The organism is Urbifossiella limnaea, from assembly GCF_007747215.1.
In the GTDB taxonomy this organism is placed as follows: Bacteria; Planctomycetota; Planctomycetia; order Gemmatales; family Gemmataceae; genus Urbifossiella; species Urbifossiella limnaea.
Window position 1 is genome coordinate 1963342 of the sequence record NZ_CP036273.1, and the last position, 17234, is coordinate 1980575.

Annotated in this window: 18 protein-coding genes; 4 read left to right on the plus strand and 14 right to left on the minus strand. The window is 70.3% G+C overall.

What is annotated here, in order from left to right; genetic code table 11:
- The first annotated feature begins 90 nt into the window (after positions 1–90).
- Positions 91–372, plus strand: a complete 282-nt coding sequence (locus tag ETAA1_RS31635) for an STAS domain-containing protein (RefSeq protein ID WP_202920739.1) — start codon at positions 91–93, stop codon at positions 370–372.
- A gap of 12 nt (positions 373–384) precedes the next feature.
- Here the strand turns inward: ETAA1_RS31635 and ETAA1_RS07810 are convergent, their stop codons facing one another.
- Positions 385–1806 (minus strand): DUF1254 domain-containing protein, encoded by a 1422-nt coding sequence (locus ETAA1_RS07810; RefSeq protein ID WP_145235975.1) that lies wholly within the window; start codon positions 1804–1806, stop codon positions 385–387.
- A gap of 264 nt (positions 1807–2070) precedes the next feature.
- Here ETAA1_RS07810 and ETAA1_RS07815 point away from each other — a divergent pair, with 264 nt between their 5' ends.
- Positions 2071–2313: a hypothetical protein gene (locus ETAA1_RS07815; RefSeq protein WP_145235976.1), complete on the plus strand. Its 243-nt coding sequence runs from the start codon at positions 2071–2073 to the stop codon at positions 2311–2313.
- An 85-nt stretch (positions 2314–2398) separates the two neighbouring features.
- On the opposite strand, the gene ETAA1_RS07820 is transcribed toward ETAA1_RS07815, so the two are convergent.
- From ETAA1_RS07820 to ETAA1_RS07835, 4 genes are all read right to left on the minus strand, one after another.
- Entirely contained in the window at positions 2399–3070 is a 672-nt protein-coding gene (locus tag ETAA1_RS07820) for an SOS response-associated peptidase (protein WP_145235978.1), read from the minus strand.
- A gap of 23 nt (positions 3071–3093) precedes the next feature.
- Positions 3094–3546: a hypothetical protein gene (locus ETAA1_RS07825; protein ID WP_145235981.1), complete on the minus strand. Its 453-nt coding sequence runs from the start codon at positions 3544–3546 to the stop codon at positions 3094–3096.
- Positions 3547–3555: 9 nt separating this feature from the next.
- Entirely contained in the window at positions 3556–4776 is a 1221-nt protein-coding gene (locus ETAA1_RS07830) for a DNA polymerase Y family protein (RefSeq protein WP_145235983.1), read from the minus strand.
- A gap of 771 nt (positions 4777–5547) precedes the next feature.
- Positions 5548–6195: a SprT family zinc-dependent metalloprotease gene (locus ETAA1_RS07835; protein WP_145235985.1), complete on the minus strand. Its 648-nt coding sequence runs from the start codon at positions 6193–6195 to the stop codon at positions 5548–5550.
- A 111-nt stretch (positions 6196–6306) separates the two neighbouring features.
- Here ETAA1_RS07835 and ETAA1_RS07840 point away from each other — a divergent pair, with 111 nt between their 5' ends.
- Positions 6307–7527 (plus strand): PQQ-binding-like beta-propeller repeat protein, encoded by a 1221-nt coding sequence (locus ETAA1_RS07840; protein ID WP_145235988.1) that lies wholly within the window; start codon positions 6307–6309, stop codon positions 7525–7527.
- Between the two features lie 357 nt (positions 7528–7884).
- Here the strand turns inward: ETAA1_RS07840 and ETAA1_RS07845 are convergent, their stop codons facing one another.
- From ETAA1_RS07845 to ETAA1_RS07860, 5 genes are all read right to left on the minus strand, one after another.
- Positions 7885–8370, minus strand: a complete 486-nt coding sequence (locus ETAA1_RS07845) for an RNA polymerase sigma factor (RefSeq protein WP_202920740.1) — start codon at positions 8368–8370, stop codon at positions 7885–7887.
- Between the two features lie 506 nt (positions 8371–8876).
- Entirely contained in the window at positions 8877–9686 is an 810-nt protein-coding gene (gene istB / locus ETAA1_RS07850) for an IS21-like element helper ATPase IstB (RefSeq protein ID WP_202920421.1), read from the minus strand.
- Complete coding sequence (locus ETAA1_RS31640; RefSeq protein ID WP_202920741.1) at positions 9625–10524, minus strand: Mu transposase domain-containing protein; 900 nt, start codon at positions 10522–10524, stop codon at positions 9625–9627. The genes istB and ETAA1_RS31640 overlap by 62 nt, the downstream gene beginning before the upstream one ends.
- Positions 10416–11204 carry an IS21 family transposase gene (gene istA, locus ETAA1_RS07855; protein WP_145235997.1) on the minus strand — a complete coding sequence of 263 codons (789 nt, stop codon included), beginning with the start codon at positions 11202–11204 and terminating at the stop codon, positions 10416–10418. The genes ETAA1_RS31640 and istA overlap by 109 nt, the downstream gene beginning before the upstream one ends.
- Positions 11201–12118 (minus strand): ParB/RepB/Spo0J family partition protein, encoded by a 918-nt coding sequence (locus tag ETAA1_RS07860; RefSeq protein WP_145239464.1) that lies wholly within the window; start codon positions 12116–12118, stop codon positions 11201–11203. Before ETAA1_RS07860 ends, istA begins: the two co-directional genes overlap by 4 nt.
- A gap of 1483 nt (positions 12119–13601) precedes the next feature.
- Here ETAA1_RS07860 and ETAA1_RS33385 point away from each other — a divergent pair.
- Complete coding sequence (locus ETAA1_RS33385; RefSeq protein WP_390621234.1) at positions 13602–13964, plus strand: RNA recognition motif domain-containing protein; 363 nt, start codon at positions 13602–13604, stop codon at positions 13962–13964.
- Between the two features lie 19 nt (positions 13965–13983).
- Here the strand turns inward: ETAA1_RS33385 and ETAA1_RS07870 are convergent, their stop codons facing one another.
- The 4 genes from ETAA1_RS07870 to ETAA1_RS07880 form a co-directional block, all read right to left on the minus strand.
- A complete protein-coding gene (locus tag ETAA1_RS07870) occupies positions 13984–14208 on the minus strand; it encodes a hypothetical protein (protein ID WP_145236004.1) in 225 nt (74 codons plus the stop codon).
- 404 nt (positions 14209–14612) lie between these two features.
- On the minus strand, positions 14613–15350 hold the full coding sequence (locus tag ETAA1_RS07875; protein ID WP_145236007.1) for a PAS domain-containing protein: 738 nt from the start codon (positions 15348–15350) through the stop codon (positions 14613–14615).
- Between the two features lie 126 nt (positions 15351–15476).
- Positions 15477–15635: a hypothetical protein gene (locus tag ETAA1_RS31645; protein WP_202920440.1), complete on the minus strand. Its 159-nt coding sequence runs from the start codon at positions 15633–15635 to the stop codon at positions 15477–15479.
- On the minus strand, positions 15632–16795 hold the full coding sequence (locus ETAA1_RS07880; protein ID WP_145235098.1) for an IS701 family transposase: 1164 nt from the start codon (positions 16793–16795) through the stop codon (positions 15632–15634). The genes ETAA1_RS31645 and ETAA1_RS07880 overlap by 4 nt, the downstream gene beginning before the upstream one ends.
- Positions 16796–17234 lie beyond the last annotated feature (439 nt).

Here is a 17234-nt window from a genome sequence, read left to right on the forward strand (position 1 = left end):
AAAGAAAAATTCCTGAGCCCGTGTCGAGGAACCGCCCCCCCGCTCGTCTACCTGGCACAGTCGCCGCGAGCTACACCACGAGGATCAACGATGTCCGTTCACGCGATCCGCATCCGGACCCTGACGGCCAGCGATGCCGAGGCACTCGACCGCGAACTGGCCGGAATCCGGGCCGCAGGCGACCCCGGCCTCGCGCTCGACCTCTCGGCGGTCGCGTTCCTGACGAGCGTGGCGCTGTCGCGGTTCGTCGCGCTCGACCGCGAACTGAAGGCGGCCGGCGGCCGGTTGACCCTGCTGAACGTCCGCCCCGACGTCCGCCGGGTCTTCGCGGTCTCCCGGCTGGACGCCTTGCTCGGCGGGTGCGCGGCCTGACGGCTCACCCGCTCACCGCACGACCCGGACCGGCGGGACCTTCCAGGTGCCGTCGAGAATCGACGGGGCCGTCGCCTTCGGGTAGTACAGTCGCATCATCAGGACGAACTCGCCCCGCGGGGCCGGGAGCCAGTTCGACTCCTTGCCCGCCCCCGGCGACTCGTGCTGGATGTAGAGGTCCAGCGACCCGTCCGGGTTGTACTTCAGGTCGTTCCGGGGGCTGACCGTGTACCGGTTGAGCGGGTTGTTCACGAAGAAGTAGTGCGCGTCGTACATCGTCACCGACCAGAAGGCGTTGACCGGCGGCGCCTCTCCCTTCCCGAAGTGCAGCACGTACCTGTTCGCCCCGGTGTACTTCTTCCCGTCCGCGTCCACCTCCGAGGTCGGGTACACGGCGTCCTGGGGCCGGTTCGCCCCGAGCCCGATGGCGGTGATGAACGCCCGCTGGAGGTACGCGGTGCCGTACACGCCGGCCTTCGTCGTGAACGTCCACCCGTTCTCGAGGGTGCCGGCGTCCTTGAAGTGCCGCGTGATGCGCTCGACACCCGCCTTCGGTGCCTGTGCCACCGCCGCCGCAACCGCGGGGGCGAGCTTGGCGGCGTCGAAGGCCTGGCCGGGGGCCACGCCGAGCCGCGCGAGTTTGGCAACCATCGGGCCGTCCGCCGCGGCCGGCGGGTTGTCCTTCATCAGCCGGGCGAGGAGGCCGAAGTACGCCGCCCCGTCGAGCTTGTTCACCTGCTCGCGGACCGCCGTCTTCGTGTCGACGGCAGGGTCCACCGTCCCCGGCGGCGGGGTGTACGCCTTGCCGTAGGCACTCAGGGGCCGGAGGTCGTACCGGTCCATGACCGCGTGACACGCCTTGTAGTCCTCCGCGGTGCCGGTGCAATACGTCCGGCCGAGAACCCAGACCAGGTTCGTGGGCGCCTTGAGTTCCTTGAGCCCCGCGGGGATGGTGCCCTTCCAGCCCGGCCCGGTGATCGCGTAGGCCTGGGCCTTGTTCCCCGTCGTGCGGGTGCCGGGCACCTCGAACACGTTGGTCCACCCGTCGAGCATCGGCATGAGAAAGTACCGGTCGCCCATGTCCGGCAGGGACAGGACGTAGGGCTCCTTGCCGAGGTCGAGCCACGCGGTCGAGTAGAGGGTGTCGGCGTTCGGAGCGGTCACGTCGCGGAACTTGGCGTCCGGGTAGGCCCGCATCCGCACGAACTGTCCCATCGGGGCGTGCGTGCCCTTCGGCTCGGCCGTGTTGGTCATGACCCGGCGGGTGTACTCCATCGTGAGCAGCGGGTAGCCGTAGACGTAGGCGTCGGTGGCCAGCTGCGCCGCCTCGGCCTCGGCCGGCGGGGCGGTCTGGGCATCGACGGGGGCGTGGGCCGCCCCGACGGCGAGCAGCCCACCCGCACAGAGGGTCACGAACGCGAACCGGGGAACCATGATGATCTCCAGGATGTGCGGGAACTCGCCCGAGCCCGGCCCGGCACCGTTCTGACGCCTGGTGACGATGGGCAGTTTCAGACCAACGGCATTGTATTTCTAACTTGATGGCTAGCCGTCATTCGCCCGTCGGATCCCGCTCGAGCTCTTTCCACCTTGACCCGACTGACGCCTCGCGCTCGCCAAGCCAGTTCACAGCCACGGCTCTTGCACGGGCTGTCGCTTTGCGATATAAAGTTATTGGCCGGGCGACAGGAGACAAACATGACCGCGACCATACGGGTGACCTGCCCCACCGCCGGCGACATCCCGCCCGCCTACCAACTCCGCGCGTGGGCGACGGACGACCGGCACGTCGTCCTCCAACTCCCGCCCGCGGCACTCGCCGGCCCAGGCGCGAAGACGCTCGTCGTGGCTCGGCTCGCCGCTGCGATGCCAGAGTTCCGCGTATCGGATGGTGGTGGGGACCCCACGCACGAGCTTGTCACCGTGACCCGTTTGGCGTAGCCCCAGGTGGAAGAGTTCGGTTGCGTCCACGAACGACGAGGCTTTGCAGTGCCTGGTGCAGCGACGAGCAGGTAGGTGGAACGGTTTAGACGTGAAGCGGTTCGAGGCACGCCACGTCATCGTTCCGCGGCGAGTTGATCCGGGTGGTGAGCGCCACCGCCGTCATCTCGTCCGCCGGGTACGGGTGTAGCAGCGACCGCACCTCGGCGGTGCCTGCGTCGGGGTCGAGCCACCGGCCGAAGTCGTCCGGCCGCAGGATCACCGGCATCCGATCGTGCAACTGCTTCAGGAGCTCGTTCGGGTCCGTCGTCAGGATGCAGAAACTGAGAATCGGCTTCCCGCCGGCCGGCGGGTGCCACACGTCCCACAGCCCGGCGAACGCGAACGGCTCGTTGGACTTCAGCCCGAACAGGTGCGGGTCTTTCCCGGGGTGGTCCTTCCGCCACTCCACGAACCCGTCGGCGACCACGAGGCAGCGGCGGCTTTCGAGCAGGTCGGAGAACGTCGGCCGGGTGTCCGCCGTCTCGGCGCGGGCGTTCACCAGCGGCGCCCCCTTCAGGTGCCGCTCCTCGCGCACCAGCCCCCAGCGGATTTGGATGAGCCCGCGCGTCACCCCGTCCGGCTTCAGCCCGACCACCGCGGCCTGCTGCGTCGGCGCGATGTTGTACCGCGGCGCCAGTTCCGGCGGGGGCTCGGCCAGCTCGAACAGCCGGGCGACTTCCTTGACGGTCTTCGTCCGGGTGAAGCGGCCGCACATACCGGCGTCATCGGCCCGGCCGGTCAGACGACTTGATTCTCGAACACCGGCATCATCGGCTCCTGCCCCGACAGGTTCCGGTAGTAGTTGGTGGACGGGCGCACGAGGACGTACACGACCGGCTCACCCCGCACGGCCGGCAGAACTACCCCGCGCACCCCCACGTCGATCAGCAGCCACCGCCCGTTGATGTGGCCGAGGTTCGCCGGCACCAGCGCCAGCTCCGGCCGCGCCCCGGCGACCGCCTCCACGGCTTCCTCGGTCAGCCACCCGCCGAGCGGCAGGCGGGAGCGCCGGTCCTTGCACCCCCACCGCAGCAGCCGCAGCGCCCCGTCCCACCGGACCGGTAGAACGGCCGGCTCTTGCCACCAGTGGAACTGCACCTCGTCGGCCCCGCCCCGCCGGTGGACGCGCGCCGCCACGCCGTCGAGCAGCGCCGCGGGTAACTCGGCGGTGGTGAGCGCGAACCCGGTCACGACGGCCCCTCAGAAGCAGAACTTCCCCCGGATGTCGCAGACGTCGAAGTCGTTGGCCGGGTCGAGATAGAAGTCGTTGGCGAACAGCGTGGCCCCCGACCGCAGCGTGAACCGCCCGAACCGCTCGTTCACCTCCCGCTTCACCCGGGCGACGGCGTCGGCCCGCGGGTCGGGCGCGTCGAACAAGCTTTGTTGCCACCCCGGCGGCCGGACCAGCCGCGACGCGATGAGGTGCATGTGCGTCGCCGACTCGCCCCGCCGCCACGCCTTCCGCAGCCCGACCTTCGCCGCCTCCAACAACTCGTCGAACCGGTCGGACGGGACGTTGAGGTTGACCGACCCGCCGGCCCCCGGGGCGTCGTGGTAGCTCACGTACACGGTGAGCACCCGCGGCCGGACGACGTGGTAGTGCAGTTCCTCGATCAGCCGTTCCACGTTGCGGACGAGCCACCCGTACAGGCTGAGGGCGTCGCGGACGCGGCCGGCGAGCGACCCGCCGCGGGAGATGTTCTTGTGCGGCGTGCGCTCCGGGCGGATCGGGTCGGCCGGTGCGCCGTTGCACTCCCGCCACAGGTCGTGCCCGCGGATCGTGAGGAGTTGGCGGATCAGGTGCCCGGGTGCCTTCCGGAAGTCGAGGCAGGTGCGGATGCCGTACTTTTCGAGCTTCGCCGCCCGGCGGGCGCCGATGCCGGCGATCTCGGTGACGGGGAGCCGGGCGAGCAGCGCGGTCTCGTGGTCGGGGTCGGTTACGGCGATTGCGCCGTTCGGCTTGGACGTGTCGGCGAAGAGCTTCGCCAGGGTGCGGCTACGGGCGTAGGCGACCGTCATCGGCACGCCGACGCGGGCGCGGACGTGCGCCCGGACGGCCTCGGCGGTCTGCTGCCAGGTCCGGCCGGACTCGGGGACGGCTCGCCAGAAACACTCGTCGATCGAGTAGTACTCGACGGTCGGGGAGAACGTCCCGAGCTCGCGCTGGATCTTGCGGCTCAGTTCCTCGTACCAGCGGAAGTCGCGCTTGAGGTAGATGCCGTCGGGGCACTTCACGACGGCATCCCAGATCGGCTCGCCGACCTTCACGCCGCGTGACTTCATCTCGTAGGACCGGGCGATGACGCACGCCCCCTGGTTGCCGAGGACGCCAACCGGCATCCCGCGCAGCCACGGGCGGCGGACGACCTCGGCGCTGGCGTAGAAGGCGTCGGCGTCGCCGAACCCGACGAGGGCACCCATGCCTCAGGTGTAGATTGTGAACGGGTGTTCAGTCAAGACGGGTCGGCCGAATTCGGCAAGAATCGGGTCCACGATTGGTGCTGGGTGATGAGCTCAGAGCGCCCCACGCGTCCGTCATAGATAGTGACGGTCGCGGGAAGCCCACAGCTATGACGGGGATAACGAGCGAGGCGGCAGGCCGTGGGCAACATTCCGCCGAGGGATTCGCCGCCGAACTGGCGGCTGGGAGGAGTGTCCGCGACGCGGCCAACGCCGCCGGAGTCGCCAAGCAGACCGCGTTCTGGCGGCTCACCGATCCGTGCTACGGGCCAGTATCGTAGCTCCACGGGGGAGGATGACGGCAGCGGCCGGCCGACAGGCAACGGTATACCGACCGCCGTTGACGTGCTCCGGACTACCCCTTCGCCCGGCCCGCATTGACGGGGCGAAAAGCACAGTCCCGGATGATGACGGGGTGCGTCGGACGGCATGTGGCGGAACCACCTGACAATCTTTGAGTTGTCGTAGGGGTTGCGGGCGACGCGCCGGAAACGCTGGAAATGGAAGGGGCCGGCGCCTCTCGGCACCGGCCCGCACCGATCTGCTTCAGTGCCCCCTCTCGGGCTCGAACCGAGGACCCGCTGATTACGAGGCACGGGGCGTCGGTTGCGTGATTCCCTAAGAAATCAAGGAAGCCATACGTTTCGCAGGCGATTCACAGAGGTCCGAGTTCTCGCTATTTCCCGCGTTTTCCCGCCACTTCCCGAAATCGTGTGGCGATGGTGTGGCGGTTCAGCCCGTTGCTTTCCACAGCAGCGCTCCCCGCTCCTTCCCGCACTTCCGGCAGTGCCAGCCCGTCATCCGCTTCGGCCTGCGGTGCCTGTCGTGCTCCCGTCCACACCCTCCACAGGTCGCCCGCCACCGCCCCTTCGGCATCTCGACTTCCTCGCCGTAGCACCGCTCCGGCCGCGCCCCTACCTCGACGCACTTCGCCCTCCAGACCTCGTCGTGACCGTGACCGTGGCCGACGAGGGCGTGGGCAATCTCGTGCAGGATGGTGTCGCGGACCTCGGACTCGGGGTTGCGGAGGACGTAGTGCTTGGAGAGTTCGATGCGACCCGGCCGGCCACGAACAGGATAGCGGCAGACGCCCGCCCGGCGCTTGTTCGTGTTGAAGGCGAACTGCCAGTTCGTGAGCCCGTGCTGAGTCATCACCGCGGCGGCGAGTTCCTTCGCCCTGGTGAGCAGGGAGGCCGGAGGACGTTCGTCGGGGTGCTCGCGCAGCGAGACGCCGGCCTGTCGAAGGGCGGTCGCCCGGGCGAGCACAGTCCACCGCGGTACGGGGCGCGGCGACCCGTCCGACACGCCGCTGACGACCGCGGCCAGCGACCCGGCGGCGTTCCACAGGATGGTGAAGTCGGAGTCGGTGACGGCGGTCATACGGCACGGGGCTCCGGGCACTCCTCCCAGATTCGGCCCGACCTGACGACCCGTCAAGTTCACTCCCGAGCGGTACACTGACCCGAACCGGCCCGCCTACTCGGGACTCCCATGACCCGCCTCCTCTTGCCCGCACTCCTGCTCGCCGCCACGCTGCCCGCCCTCCGGGCCGACGCCCCGCCCGACCGCTGGCCCGCGTTCCGCGGCACCGGCGACAGCCTCACATCCGCGAAGGCGCTGCCGCTGAAGTGGTCTCCGACGGAGAACATCGCGTGGACGGTCGAACTGCCGGGGTACGGCCAGTCGAGCCCGGTGGTGTGGAAGGACCGGGTGTTCGTGACCAGCGCCGAGGGCGAGTTCAAGGACACGCTCCACGTCATCCGCCTCGACCTCGCCACGGGGAAGGAGGCGTGGAAGAAGTCGTTCCGCAACACCCAGCGGGTGAAGGCCACCGACTACGTCAGCAAGTGCGCCCCCACGCCGGTGGTGACAGCCGACCGGGTCTTCGCCCTGTTCGAGAGCGGCGACCTGCTCGCCCTCGACCACGCCGGCAAGGAGGTGTGGCGGCGCAACCTGGAGGCGGACTTCGGCCCGCTCCGGGGGAACCACGGCCTCGGCACGTCCCCCGTCCTGGCCGGGAACACCCTGCTGGTACTCGTCGCGCAGGGGAGCTCGTACCTGCTCGCGGTGGACGCCGCGACCGGCAAGGACTTGTGGAAGGCCGACCACCCGTTCGGCGGGTCGTGGACCTCCCCGGCCGTCGTGACGGTCGAGGGGAAGCCGGCGGCGGTCGTCAGCTCGCCGGGGCTGGCGGCGGCGTTCGACGTGGCGACCGGGGCGAAGCAGTGGGAACTCGGCGGGCTGACCGGGAATACTGTCGCCACGCCGACGCCGGCAGGCGACTTGCTCGTGCTCGGGTCGAGCGACCGGGCGTCGCAGGTGGCCGTGCGACCCGGCGCTAAAGCGGACGAGCGGGTCGCGTGGCGGTCGGCCGAGGGGGTGAGTTCGTTCGGGTCGCCGCTCGTCTACGGCAAGTACGGCTTCAGCGTGAGCCGCGACGGGGTGGCGGTCTGCTTCGACCCGGCGACGGGGAAGAGCGTGTGGGACCACCGCCTACCGGGGTCGTGCTGGGCGTCCCCGGTCGGGGGCGCGGGCCACGTCTACTTCTTCACGAAGGACGGGGTGACGGCGGTGGTCAAGCCGGGGCCTGAGCCGGAGATCGTGGCCGAGAATCGCCTGCCGGGGCGCGGTCGGGTGTACGGGGTGGCGGCGGTCGAGGGGGCCTTCCTGGTGCGGACCGGGTCCGCCCTGCACAAGGTCGTTGGGAAGTAGGCGGGCGTGACGCCCGCTCTGCGGGCCGCCGGTTCCCGTCCCCTCTTCCGCCTCATCGACCCTACCGAGGAGTAGCTGCTTCCGGTCCGCTTCGCCACCTCGTCGTCCGGGATTTCGCCAGGGAGGACGAGCTCCCAGTCGGCCCAGTCCTAGCGAGGCGGCCTTAGCCGCCCCTTCCTCGCCGCGGACCTCGCACAGGGCCGTATTCCCGAACTTGAAGCGCGGGGTCTTGTAGACGCCGAGCAGCGCGGGCGGGGCGTTGGACGTTCAGATGGTTTACGGCCGTCGTCGCTCGCCGTCAGACCGGTGGCTCCTGCCTGGTCGCCGTCGGTCGTTCCGACGGCGTTACACCTGACGCTAACGGCCGTCTCGGAGGGCGGCACAGAGCAGCATCCGGGCGCGGTGCAGCTGGTCCTTCACCACCGAGACCGACACGCCGAGTAGCTCCCCGACGGCGGCGGCGGACATCCCCTCCACGTCGGCGAGCACGAACGGGTCTCGGTAAGCCGGGGGCAGGGCGGCGATAGCCGCCTCCAGACGGGACAACCTGTGGCCGGAGGGCGCATCGCCGGAGACCGGCTCGTCCCGGTCGGTCGGCCGCGTCCGGCGGAGGTCTACGACGGCGCGAACGGTGAACTGGTAGAGACTGCCAGCGTCGAGCTGCCGGCCTAATCGAAGCAAGGCCTGCTGAGTCGCGGCCTCGGCGTCCGCCTCGTTCCCGGTCATTCGGAACGCCACGGAGTATGCTCGGGCGACGGCCTTGTCGGACACGGCGGCAGTCGCCGGCCGGCCGCCGAGCGAGTCGAGTCTGGCAGGACCGCACAGGTCGAGGGTTTGGTTCATCACTTGTGCCCGGGTGTGGTCTGTTCGGCTACGTCGGTGCGGGGGCCGAGAATCAGGCCGCCGGGGTCGGGGAGGTTCGGGCTTACAGGGCGACCTCGACCCAACGCCGGTGGGGTTCCGAGGGCGAGTCGGGACCGGTGATTCCGGTTGTTGCCTATAGGCAAACGGGGCGAACATTTAGCATGTGCGAAAGAATAAGCAGAGATGGTGCCAGTTGCGAAGAAGTCCTCCCACTAAGTTGTTAACTGGAGTGGGATAAGGACTTGCGGCGGACGATGTGAAGAGGCCAGAATCCGTTGGTTTCTCTCGCTGTCGGGAAGGCCGACAGTTTGGCGACAGCCAAATCGACGGTGTCGGAAAAATCGACGCACACCGTAAGTTGCATCTGGGCGACGCTCGGCTGCGGTTTCTCGACGGAATGGGAGTGTCGATCGCGGTTTGAAACAGGGCCACTTTCGCGGTCGGAGGCGGGCCAGTCGGAGTTGCCGGGCGGAGCGAGCGGACGGTCATTTCGCGGCGGGCTTGTCGGGGCGGTGGACGCGGTAGGACTGGCCCTTCAGCTTCACGATGGTCGCGCCGTCGACGACGCGGTCCAGCAACGCCATCGCCAGCGGCGCGTCGCCGAGGTATTCGGCCCAGTCGCCGAAGTCGATGTTGGTGATCAGGGCGGTGGAACGCTGCTGGCTGCGGGCGTCGATGATCTTGTACCACAGGCTCGCCGCCTGCGGGCAGAGGCTGCGTTCGATGCGGTCGAAGCCGAACTCGTCGATGATCAACAGCGGGAAGCGGGCGTAGAAGCGGACGCGGTCGTGGATGGTCTGATCGGCCATCGCGGCGGTGAGGTCTTCGAGGAGGTCGCCGCTGGTGGTGTAGTACACCGCCTGTTCGAGCAGGCACGCGGCCAGGCCGATGCTCTGGATGAGCCGACTCTTCCCCAGGCCGGACTGCCCGACGAAGACGACGTTCTGGTTGCGGCGGATGAAGTCGCCCTGGGCCAGGGCCTCGATCTGCACGCGGGGGATGGCGGGGTTGAAGGTCCAGTCGAAGGTGGACAGCGGCAGGGCTTCGCGGAAGCGGGCCTGCTGGACGAGTCGCTCGATGCGACGCTCGCGGCGGAGTCCGGCCTGGTCGGCGAGCAAGCGGTGCAGGAAGTCGAGGTGCGCGAGGCCGGCATCCTGCGCCTGCTGCAAGGCCGCGTCGAGTTGCTCGGCGGTCACGGGGATGCGCAGGGTCGCGAAGTCGGCGAGGATCTGGTCACGCCGGCCCGGGGTCGCGGCCGGCGTCGTGTTCGGGGCGGTCTTCGGGCGGGGTGTCATCGCCGGGTTCCTCGGGCTCGTCGGACGCGAGCAGGTGTTGATAGTCGCGGGTGGACCGCGGCCCGATGACATCGTCGCGCAGGGTGGGATCGAGCGAATCGCGGTGGAGTTCGGCGAGTTCGTCGAGCCGGGGCCGGGGTCGAGCCCGGGCGGCGAGGATGCGGCGGACGGCGGCGAGCGAGAAGGCGCCGAAGCGGACGGCGCGGTCGAGGGCGGCACGCACGTCGTCCCGCGTGTACTGCGCGGCCAGGGCGAGCAGGTGCTGGGCCTGCAACTTGCCCTGGATCTGCCGGGCGAGCAGGCCGTCGAGGAACGCGGTGCCGACCGGGCCGAGGTCCGCGAAGCGTTGTCGCAACAGCCGCGTCCGCTCCTCGGGATCGCCGGTCGGATGATGGCTCTTGATCGACTGCCGCACGCCGCTGCGTGTGGCCGGCACCAGGGGGTGGCGGGCGACCTCCTCCAGACCGACCGAGTAGACGATGACCTCGCCGTCGGCGATGCGGACCGGCAGGACCTGGCCGATGAACGACCACGGCACCGAGTAGTGGTTCAATCGGTGCGTGAGGAAGCCCTCGACGTTGACGTGGCGATAGACCACGAGAGCGGTGTCGAAGTCGCGGGTGGGGAGCGGCAGCAGGTGCGGCCGTTCGCGCTCGTGGCGGTCGCGTGGCGTCTCCCGGAAGTCGCGAATCGTGTGAACATCGGCGACCGTCGCCAGCCACCGGGCCGTCACCTCGTTGAGGTGATCGAGCGAGTCGAAGGTGCGGCCGTTGAGCAGGTTGACCTCGACGTAGTGGAACTTCCTCTCGACCTTCCCCTTGGTCTGGGGCCGTCGCACGCGGCACGCCCGGGTCGGAAGCCGTAGTGGGTGGCGAAGGCCAGGAACTTCGGGTTGTACAGCGGCCCCTCGGCGTCGTGCCGCAACACCACCGCCTTGAAGTTGTCGTACAGGCACGTCCGCGCCACGCCGCCCAGGTGGCGGAAGGCGTTGACGTGCTCGCGGAGCGTGGTCGGCAGGTCCGTCGACTCGACGAAGCGGAGGTACTGGCGGCGGGAGTAGCCGAGCAGGTAGCTGAACAGGTAGACGCGGCGGCGGCCTTCGCGGGTGAAGTCGAGGTCGTAGACGCCGTGGTCCATCTGGGCCTGGTCGCCCGGTCCCGTCTCGAAGCGCGGCACGGGTGGCGGCGTGGCCCGCGGACGGAGTCGCTTCACCCGCAGGCGGACGATCGTGTACCCGCCCGCGAAGCCGCGTGCCCGCAACTCCTGCAGGGCGCGTTCCACGGTCAGGTTCGGGTAGCGGTCGAGCAGTTCCTTCAGGATCGGCTCGTACGCGTCGAGGCGACTGCCGCGACGCGGCGGCGGATCGCCGGGACCGGTCGAGCCCGTGCGGGCGGCTTCGATCCGGGCCAGCACGCGATCGACGGTGCCGCGTGAGATCCCCAGCGAACGCGCGATCGACCGCGCCGACGCGCCCTGCTGATGCCGCTGCACGATCTCCAGCCGCGTGGCCTCGTTCATGGCCGCCTCCCTTCCCGCAGCACTGCCGGACCGAGCACCCGTTCCGCCACGCGGCTCGCCTGATCCCCCAGTTGCACCAGCACCGGCTCCACGATCCGACGATCGCGGTCGGCCAGTTCGCGTTCGCCCGGCGAGACGAGCCACTGCTCCAGACGGGTCAGCACGTCCGCGGCCTGGGTCAGGTGCTTGACGAGCCAGTTGCCGGCCCGGCTCAGCCGCGGGTCGCGCAGCGCCGTCGGCACGCCGTTCACCTGCCGCAACGCCTCCCGCGGCTTCGCCAGCACGAACGCCGCCTGCTCCGGACTCGCGCCGCGAAGCAGGTCGATCACGCCGCCGACTTCCTGCGCCGTCAGCGACGCACGGCGGGTCAACGCCAGCACCGCCTCCTGGTTGCCCGCGGGCAACCGCACCAGCTGCCGCGCCAGCGCCGGGCCGAGCAGCCCCAGCCGCAGGTCCTCCACCACCGCTTCGCTCAGCCGCTCCAGCAACGCCAGCCGCCGGCACACCCAGCTCTTGTGCTGACCCAGCAGGTGCGCCGCTTCGACCTGCGTCAACCCGTCGTCGCGGACGAGCCCCTGCACGACCCACGCTTCCTCCAGCTCCCGCGCCGCACGCTGGCCGCGGTTCAGGCCCAGGATCGCCGCCTTCGCCAGCGGCTCGTCCAGCTCCACCACCCGCACGCTCAGACTCGTCGATCCCGCCACCTGCCGCGCCGCCGCCAGGCGCTTGAAGCCGTCGAGCAACTCCAGGCCGTCGCCGCGGACGCACGCCACGACCGGCGACAACTGCCCCCAGCGACGCAGCGAACCGGCCATCGCCTCTTCCGCGAGCGGATCGGCCAGGCGGTAGCGGCGGTAGCGTTGACCCAGTCGGTCGAGCGGCACCGGCCGCACCACGCCGTGCTCCCAGTCCATGCGCGGACCCTCCCCGAACGACCCCGCCCGAAGAACGGAAGCGGACGGACGGAAGGGTCTTCCGACGCGTCCGCTCCTTCCTCCGTGGGGTCGTGGGACTGTAGACGCGCTGTGAAGCCGACTCCAGGGCCAAAGACGTGACTCACGACGTGTGTCCGGCGAGTGCCAACGCCCCGTCACTCGACGCGGCCGCCCACGCCGGCGACGCCAGCGCCAGCGCGATTCCCGATCCAGGACGCGACGTAACGCCAGCCGGCACGCCACACTGCAGAAGCGACGGCTCGAACCCTCGGACCGGACCGCGAACTCCACGTGGCACCCCGGCCGATGACACGAGCACGCCGCGAAATCTTCGGGGATTTCCGCCGGGCGCTGGCCCTCGCACGCCGCCGTGGTCGCCGTCGCAACAACGGCAGGTTCCATCGCCGCCGCTCGCTCCTGTCGTCGCAGACGATACCGAACGTGCTGCGCCCGCCGCCGCTCCCGACCCGACTCGCTCACCCGATACCGACGACTGGCCCGCCACCGCCGCCACTGCTGCGCCGACCGCGCACACGCCTCGCGGCAGTACCGCGACTGCGGACGCGACGGCACAAACGCCTGCTCGCACCCCTTGAGCAGGCACCGGCGAACCCGAGAACGACGCCCCGGCTCTGGCCGAAGCGGTGTCGAACAGTGAAATGACACGGGCCTTCAGGGAGGCTTGTCCCCGACGGTCAAGTCTCGGAGCCAGGTTGACGCCTGGCTCCGAGGCGACTTCTTGCGGGTGGATCCAGTTCACATCACGAAGTGCTTCCAGACTACCACACCGCCCGGCCCACCCGTCCCCGCGAACGACACGCCCACTCCCGCGCCCTGGCTCGGGCCACACCGCGATCAGCCGCGCGCGCCCTGGCCCGGGCCACACCGCGAAAATGGCCCGGTCTTAAGCCGCTGCCGACATGGGAGACGGTCGGGGGCGCGGCCGGTCCTCGTGTGCGCGGCGCCTCATGCTGCCACACCATTCGCAGGTCGTCAGTCACGAGTCCGGCGCGGGACCACCGAGCGACTCTGTAGTGGTCGGTGTGACCAAGTTCATCGGCAGCGCGTAGCACCCCGTCCGACCGAGCCGCTCGAAGCCCATCTCGCGAAAGTACCCGCGCACTCTCATCGCCGCCGACCGGCGGGCGGCCTTCGACTCGTGCCGCGTGAGCCACGATTTCGGCACACCGAGGAGCCGGTCGTGTTGGAGCGAGGCGATGAAACGTACGGCCCGCCCGCCGCCGCCGAGAAGAAGTCCCAGGGCTCCCCGTAGGACTGGAGACTCCCGTCGGTCCGCACGCGGATGTTGAAGCTCGTCACCCCGGCCCTCCTGCGGACCGCCATCTTAGCGGCGGGCCGTCGGCCGAATGCGCGAGCTACCGCTCGGGTGGGCCGGTAGGATAAACGCGGGTGGGCCGTCCGGCCCCCCTGCTTACGCCCCTCCGGGGCACCAAGGACCACCGTGGCGATGAAGCTGTACATCGGCAACCTGTCCTTCTCGACCGGGGAGGACGCCCTCCGGGACGCGCTCGCCCAGTTCGGCACCGTGTCCAGCGTCCAGCTCATCATGGACCGCGAGACGGGCCGGCCGCGGGGGTTCGCGTTCGCCGAAATGAGCGACGGCGGGGACGCGGCCATCCAGGGGCTGAACGGGCAGCAGATGGACGGACGGACGTTGACGGTCAACGAGGCTAAGCCGCGGGAGGGCGGGGGCGGCGGTGGCCGGGGCGGGTACGGTGGCGGTGGTGGTGGTGGTGGGGGCGGCTATGGCGGGGGTGGCGGTGGCCGAGGTGGGTACGGTGGTGGCGGGGGCGGTCGGTACTGACCGAGCCCGCAGTCGCCCGTCAGGCCACCCCCCGCCAGTCGTCGTCCCGCTTGACGTGCCGGCCGCACACGAGGGCGGTCCGGCTCGTGTAGAGCACCTGCCGGTGGTAGAGCCCGTGCTGGTGACCCCAGTGCGAGCACCACCGGCACCGCTCCTCGACGCCTGGGAGCGGGGTATAGTACGCTCCGTCGTCCCCCTCGAAGAAGTTCGGCGCGGGGGTTTCCGTCAGGTTCACCATCTTCATCCTGAAGTCACTCGTGGTGTCGGCCGCGGGCGAGCCGGCATTCTACGCGGGCGACTTCTTCAGCGTGGCGCCGCCGAACACCTTCACTTCCGCCCCACCCTTCCGCAGGGCGCCCGCGCCACCACCGCCCACCTGGGTACAAGCCGCGCCGGCACAATAACCCAGGTCTCAACCTCGTTGGTCGTCACGGCGGCGTTCCAGAGGGTGATGAAGTCGGCCTCCGGCAGCTGACCAGGGGGAAGAACAACGGGCCGTAGTGTCATCCGGCCTGAGGTGGGAGAGCGACCACCAATCGGTACGCCCTGGGCACGACGCGTGCACCCGAGCGGTACTCACCACGTCGATGCCGAGCCCCTCCTGCTGACGGTCCTGTCGGCCGTGACAGTCGAAGCAGCCCAGGCAACTCAGCCCGCGTTCTCCGGCTCGATGACGACCGCCACCGCCCGAACGTCCGGGTCCGGCAGTAGGTTCGTCGCTTCCACCCACACCCGCCGGTAGGACCCGCCCGCGTGCCGCAGACGGACGGTGCCGTCCACCCGCTCCCCGGGCTTGAGCAACAGGTCGGTCACCGCCTGGGCCACCCGCGGCCGGTCGTCCCGGTGGACCCACCCCCGGGCGTCCGTCCCGGCCACCGCCTCCTGCTGCCCCCCGACGAGCGACACCAGTGCCGGGCTGGCGTAACGGACGACGCCGTCCCCCCCGACCAGCGCCCGTCCTTCCCCGCCCCGGTCGAGAAACGCCCGGACCAGCCGCCGGGCGTCCCGGGCCTCGTCACCGGCCTGCCGCAGGTCGTCGATGTCGGTGCAAGCTCCGACCCACCGGACGACGGCCCCGGCGGCGTCCCGGACCGGCTCGACCCGGACCCGGAACCACCGGTACGCCGCGTCTGCCCCGCGGAGCCGTACGTCGTTGTCGTGCGCGGTGCCGTCCCGGACGGAGGCCGCCCAGCGGTCGAGCGTGCGGCCGATGTCGTCGGGGTGGACGACCCACCGCCAGTCCCACCCGAGAAGGTCGTCGGTCGGCAGGCCGGTGTACTCGGGGCACCGGGGGTTGAAGTACTCGATGGCCCCGTCGGTGTCGGCGACGAACGTCTGGAGGGGGTGGATTTCGAGGCCGCGGACGGGGATGGGGTCTGCGGGCACGGCGGCACCTGGATGGGGGGCCTGCACGTTCCTCGTGCGCGGGAGCGTCAATCGCTGCGGAATGATAGCAGGGCCGGACCGCGCGTGACCAGGGGAGGATCGGGCTAGTCCTACAGCCGTAGTTGGTCAGTCGGGCGGCTTGGCCCCCCGCTTCCGGTAGTGGTAGCAGCGGGCGCGGTGCTGGTGCGCCCGCCGCCACGCTGACCAGGCCAACACCTTCTCGGCGTCCGGCACCACCGCCCACACGAGTCGGAGCAGCAGCCTCCGCACCTCCGGGACGCTCACCCGGACCAGCCCCGCGCCCCCTTTTTCGGCCGACCCGACGGCCCGGCCGCCACCCGGATCGCCGCCACCACCGCCAGGGCGAGCAGGCTCAGGGTGACGTGTCGGTGCCACCCGACCCACGACCGCACCTCGTACTCGTCGAGGCCGCAGTCGCCCTTCGCCAGTTCCAGGCACTCCTCCACCCGCCACCGGCTCCCCGCCACGCGGACGAGCTCGGCCGGGGCCGTCGCCGCCGGCCCGCGGGCGAAGTAGTAGGCCCGCTCGTCCGGCCGGTCCCGGTGCCGCCGGACCACCAGCCACAACTGCCACCCCCGCTCGTCCACCGGGCCGAACGCCCGGACCGCCCAGTCGTACTCCCGCGGCCCCTTCGACCCGTCCCCCGCACTGGCCCGCTCCCACGCGGCAACCGGGAACCCCTCGGCGACGGCCTTCACGGTCGAGCGCTGCTCCCCGTCGAACAGCGGCTGGTTGGCCGGGACCGCCAGCAGGTACGCCTGCCGGTGCCCCTCCAGGAACCGGCGGAACGCCCCGTCGTGCCCGTACACCGTGTCCCCCGTCACCCACCCGGCCGTCACCCCCCGCGCCCACGCCCGCGCCAGCATCCGCTCGGCCAGCCGCGGCTTGGTGGCGAACCCGACGGCCGCCGGCACCCCGGCCGCGTCACACCGCGGCCGGTCGTCCGTCCACTCCTTCGGCAGGTACAACGCCCGGTCGATCAGGGCGTGCCCCTTCGGCCCCGCGTACGCCAGGAAGACCCCGACCTGGGCGTTCTCGATCCGCCCGGCGGTGCCGGTGTACTGGCGGGCCACCCCGCACGACTTGGTCCCCTTCTTCAGGAACCCGGTCTCGTCCACGACCAGAACCGCGGCCGGGTCGCCGAGGTGCTCGTGGACGTACCCCATGAGGTCGTCGCGGACGGCGTCGGCGTCCCAGTCGGCCCGGGCGAGCAGGTGCTGGACCCCGTCCGGGGTCGGGTCGCCGAGCGCCTCGGCGAGTTGCCACCCGTTCTTCCGGTCGGCGTCGCCCAGCAGCCCGCGGATGTACCCGACGGCCCGGGCGCGGGGCTCGGACCGGGCGAAGTGCCGGCCGATCCGGTCGCCGACCGCCGTCACCTCGTCCGCCCAGGCCCGCACCTGGGCCGCCGTCGGTCGTCCTGACATCGCCCACCCTCGCCACAAGTCCTGGCGAGGGCTGTTGTAGCAACTACGGCTGTAGGACTAGAACAATGACGGCGTCTCCTGCTTCCGCCACCCGGCCGGGCGGTAGCCCTTCTTGTCGAGCGGATTCACGAGTTCACCTGACGCGGTCAACTCCGCGAGCGCCTTCGTCACTGTCCCTGGGCCGTGCGCCCTCCCGGCGTACTTGAGCGGCCGGACGACCTCCTCGTACGTCAGTGCCCGCCCGGCCGCGGCCAGTAGCCCACCAAGGTCCAGCGTCCGCTCGTGGCCGGCACGCCGTTGTACGTCTCCGACGGCACCACGGGTGCGAAGGCCGAAACCACTCGGGTGTTGGAGGGTGAAAGTGCTAGTGGTGGAACTGGCAATAAGATAATCAATAGCAAATCATAAATAACGTATTGGCGTTCTTGGTCAGCTGGTT

Coding starts and splice junctions, on each gene's coding strand:
- ETAA1_RS07880 (WP_145235098.1), bottom strand. CDS start 16,795: ATGTCAGGACGACCGACGGCGGCCCAGGTGCGGGCCTGGGCGGACGAG.
- istB (WP_202920421.1), bottom strand. CDS start 9,686: ATGACACCCCGCCCGAAGACCGCCCCGAACACGACGCCGGCCGCGACC.
- ETAA1_RS07860 (WP_145239464.1), bottom strand. CDS start 12,118: ATGGACTGGGAGCACGGCGTGGTGCGGCCGGTGCCGCTCGACCGACTG.
- ETAA1_RS07830 (WP_145235983.1), bottom strand. CDS start 4,776: ATGGGTGCCCTCGTCGGGTTCGGCGACGCCGACGCCTTCTACGCCAGC.
- ETAA1_RS07845 (WP_202920740.1), bottom strand. CDS start 8,370: ATGAACCAAACCCTCGACCTGTGCGGTCCTGCCAGACTCGACTCGCTC.
- istA (WP_145235997.1), bottom strand. CDS start 11,204: ATGAACGAGGCCACGCGGCTGGAGATCGTGCAGCGGCATCAGCAGGGC.
- ETAA1_RS07835 (WP_145235985.1), bottom strand. CDS start 6,195: ATGACCGCCGTCACCGACTCCGACTTCACCATCCTGTGGAACGCCGCC.
- ETAA1_RS07810 (WP_145235975.1), bottom strand. CDS start 1,806: ATGGTTCCCCGGTTCGCGTTCGTGACCCTCTGTGCGGGTGGGCTGCTC.
- ETAA1_RS07840 (WP_145235988.1), top strand. CDS start 6,307: ATGACCCGCCTCCTCTTGCCCGCACTCCTGCTCGCCGCCACGCTGCCC.
- ETAA1_RS07870 (WP_145236004.1), bottom strand. CDS start 14,208: ATGAAGATGGTGAACCTGACGGAAACCCCCGCGCCGAACTTCTTCGAG.
- ETAA1_RS07820 (WP_145235978.1), bottom strand. CDS start 3,070: ATGTGCGGCCGCTTCACCCGGACGAAGACCGTCAAGGAAGTCGCCCGG.
- ETAA1_RS31635 (WP_202920739.1), top strand. CDS start 91: ATGTCCGTTCACGCGATCCGCATCCGGACCCTGACGGCCAGCGATGCC.
- ETAA1_RS07815 (WP_145235976.1), top strand. CDS start 2,071: ATGACCGCGACCATACGGGTGACCTGCCCCACCGCCGGCGACATCCCG.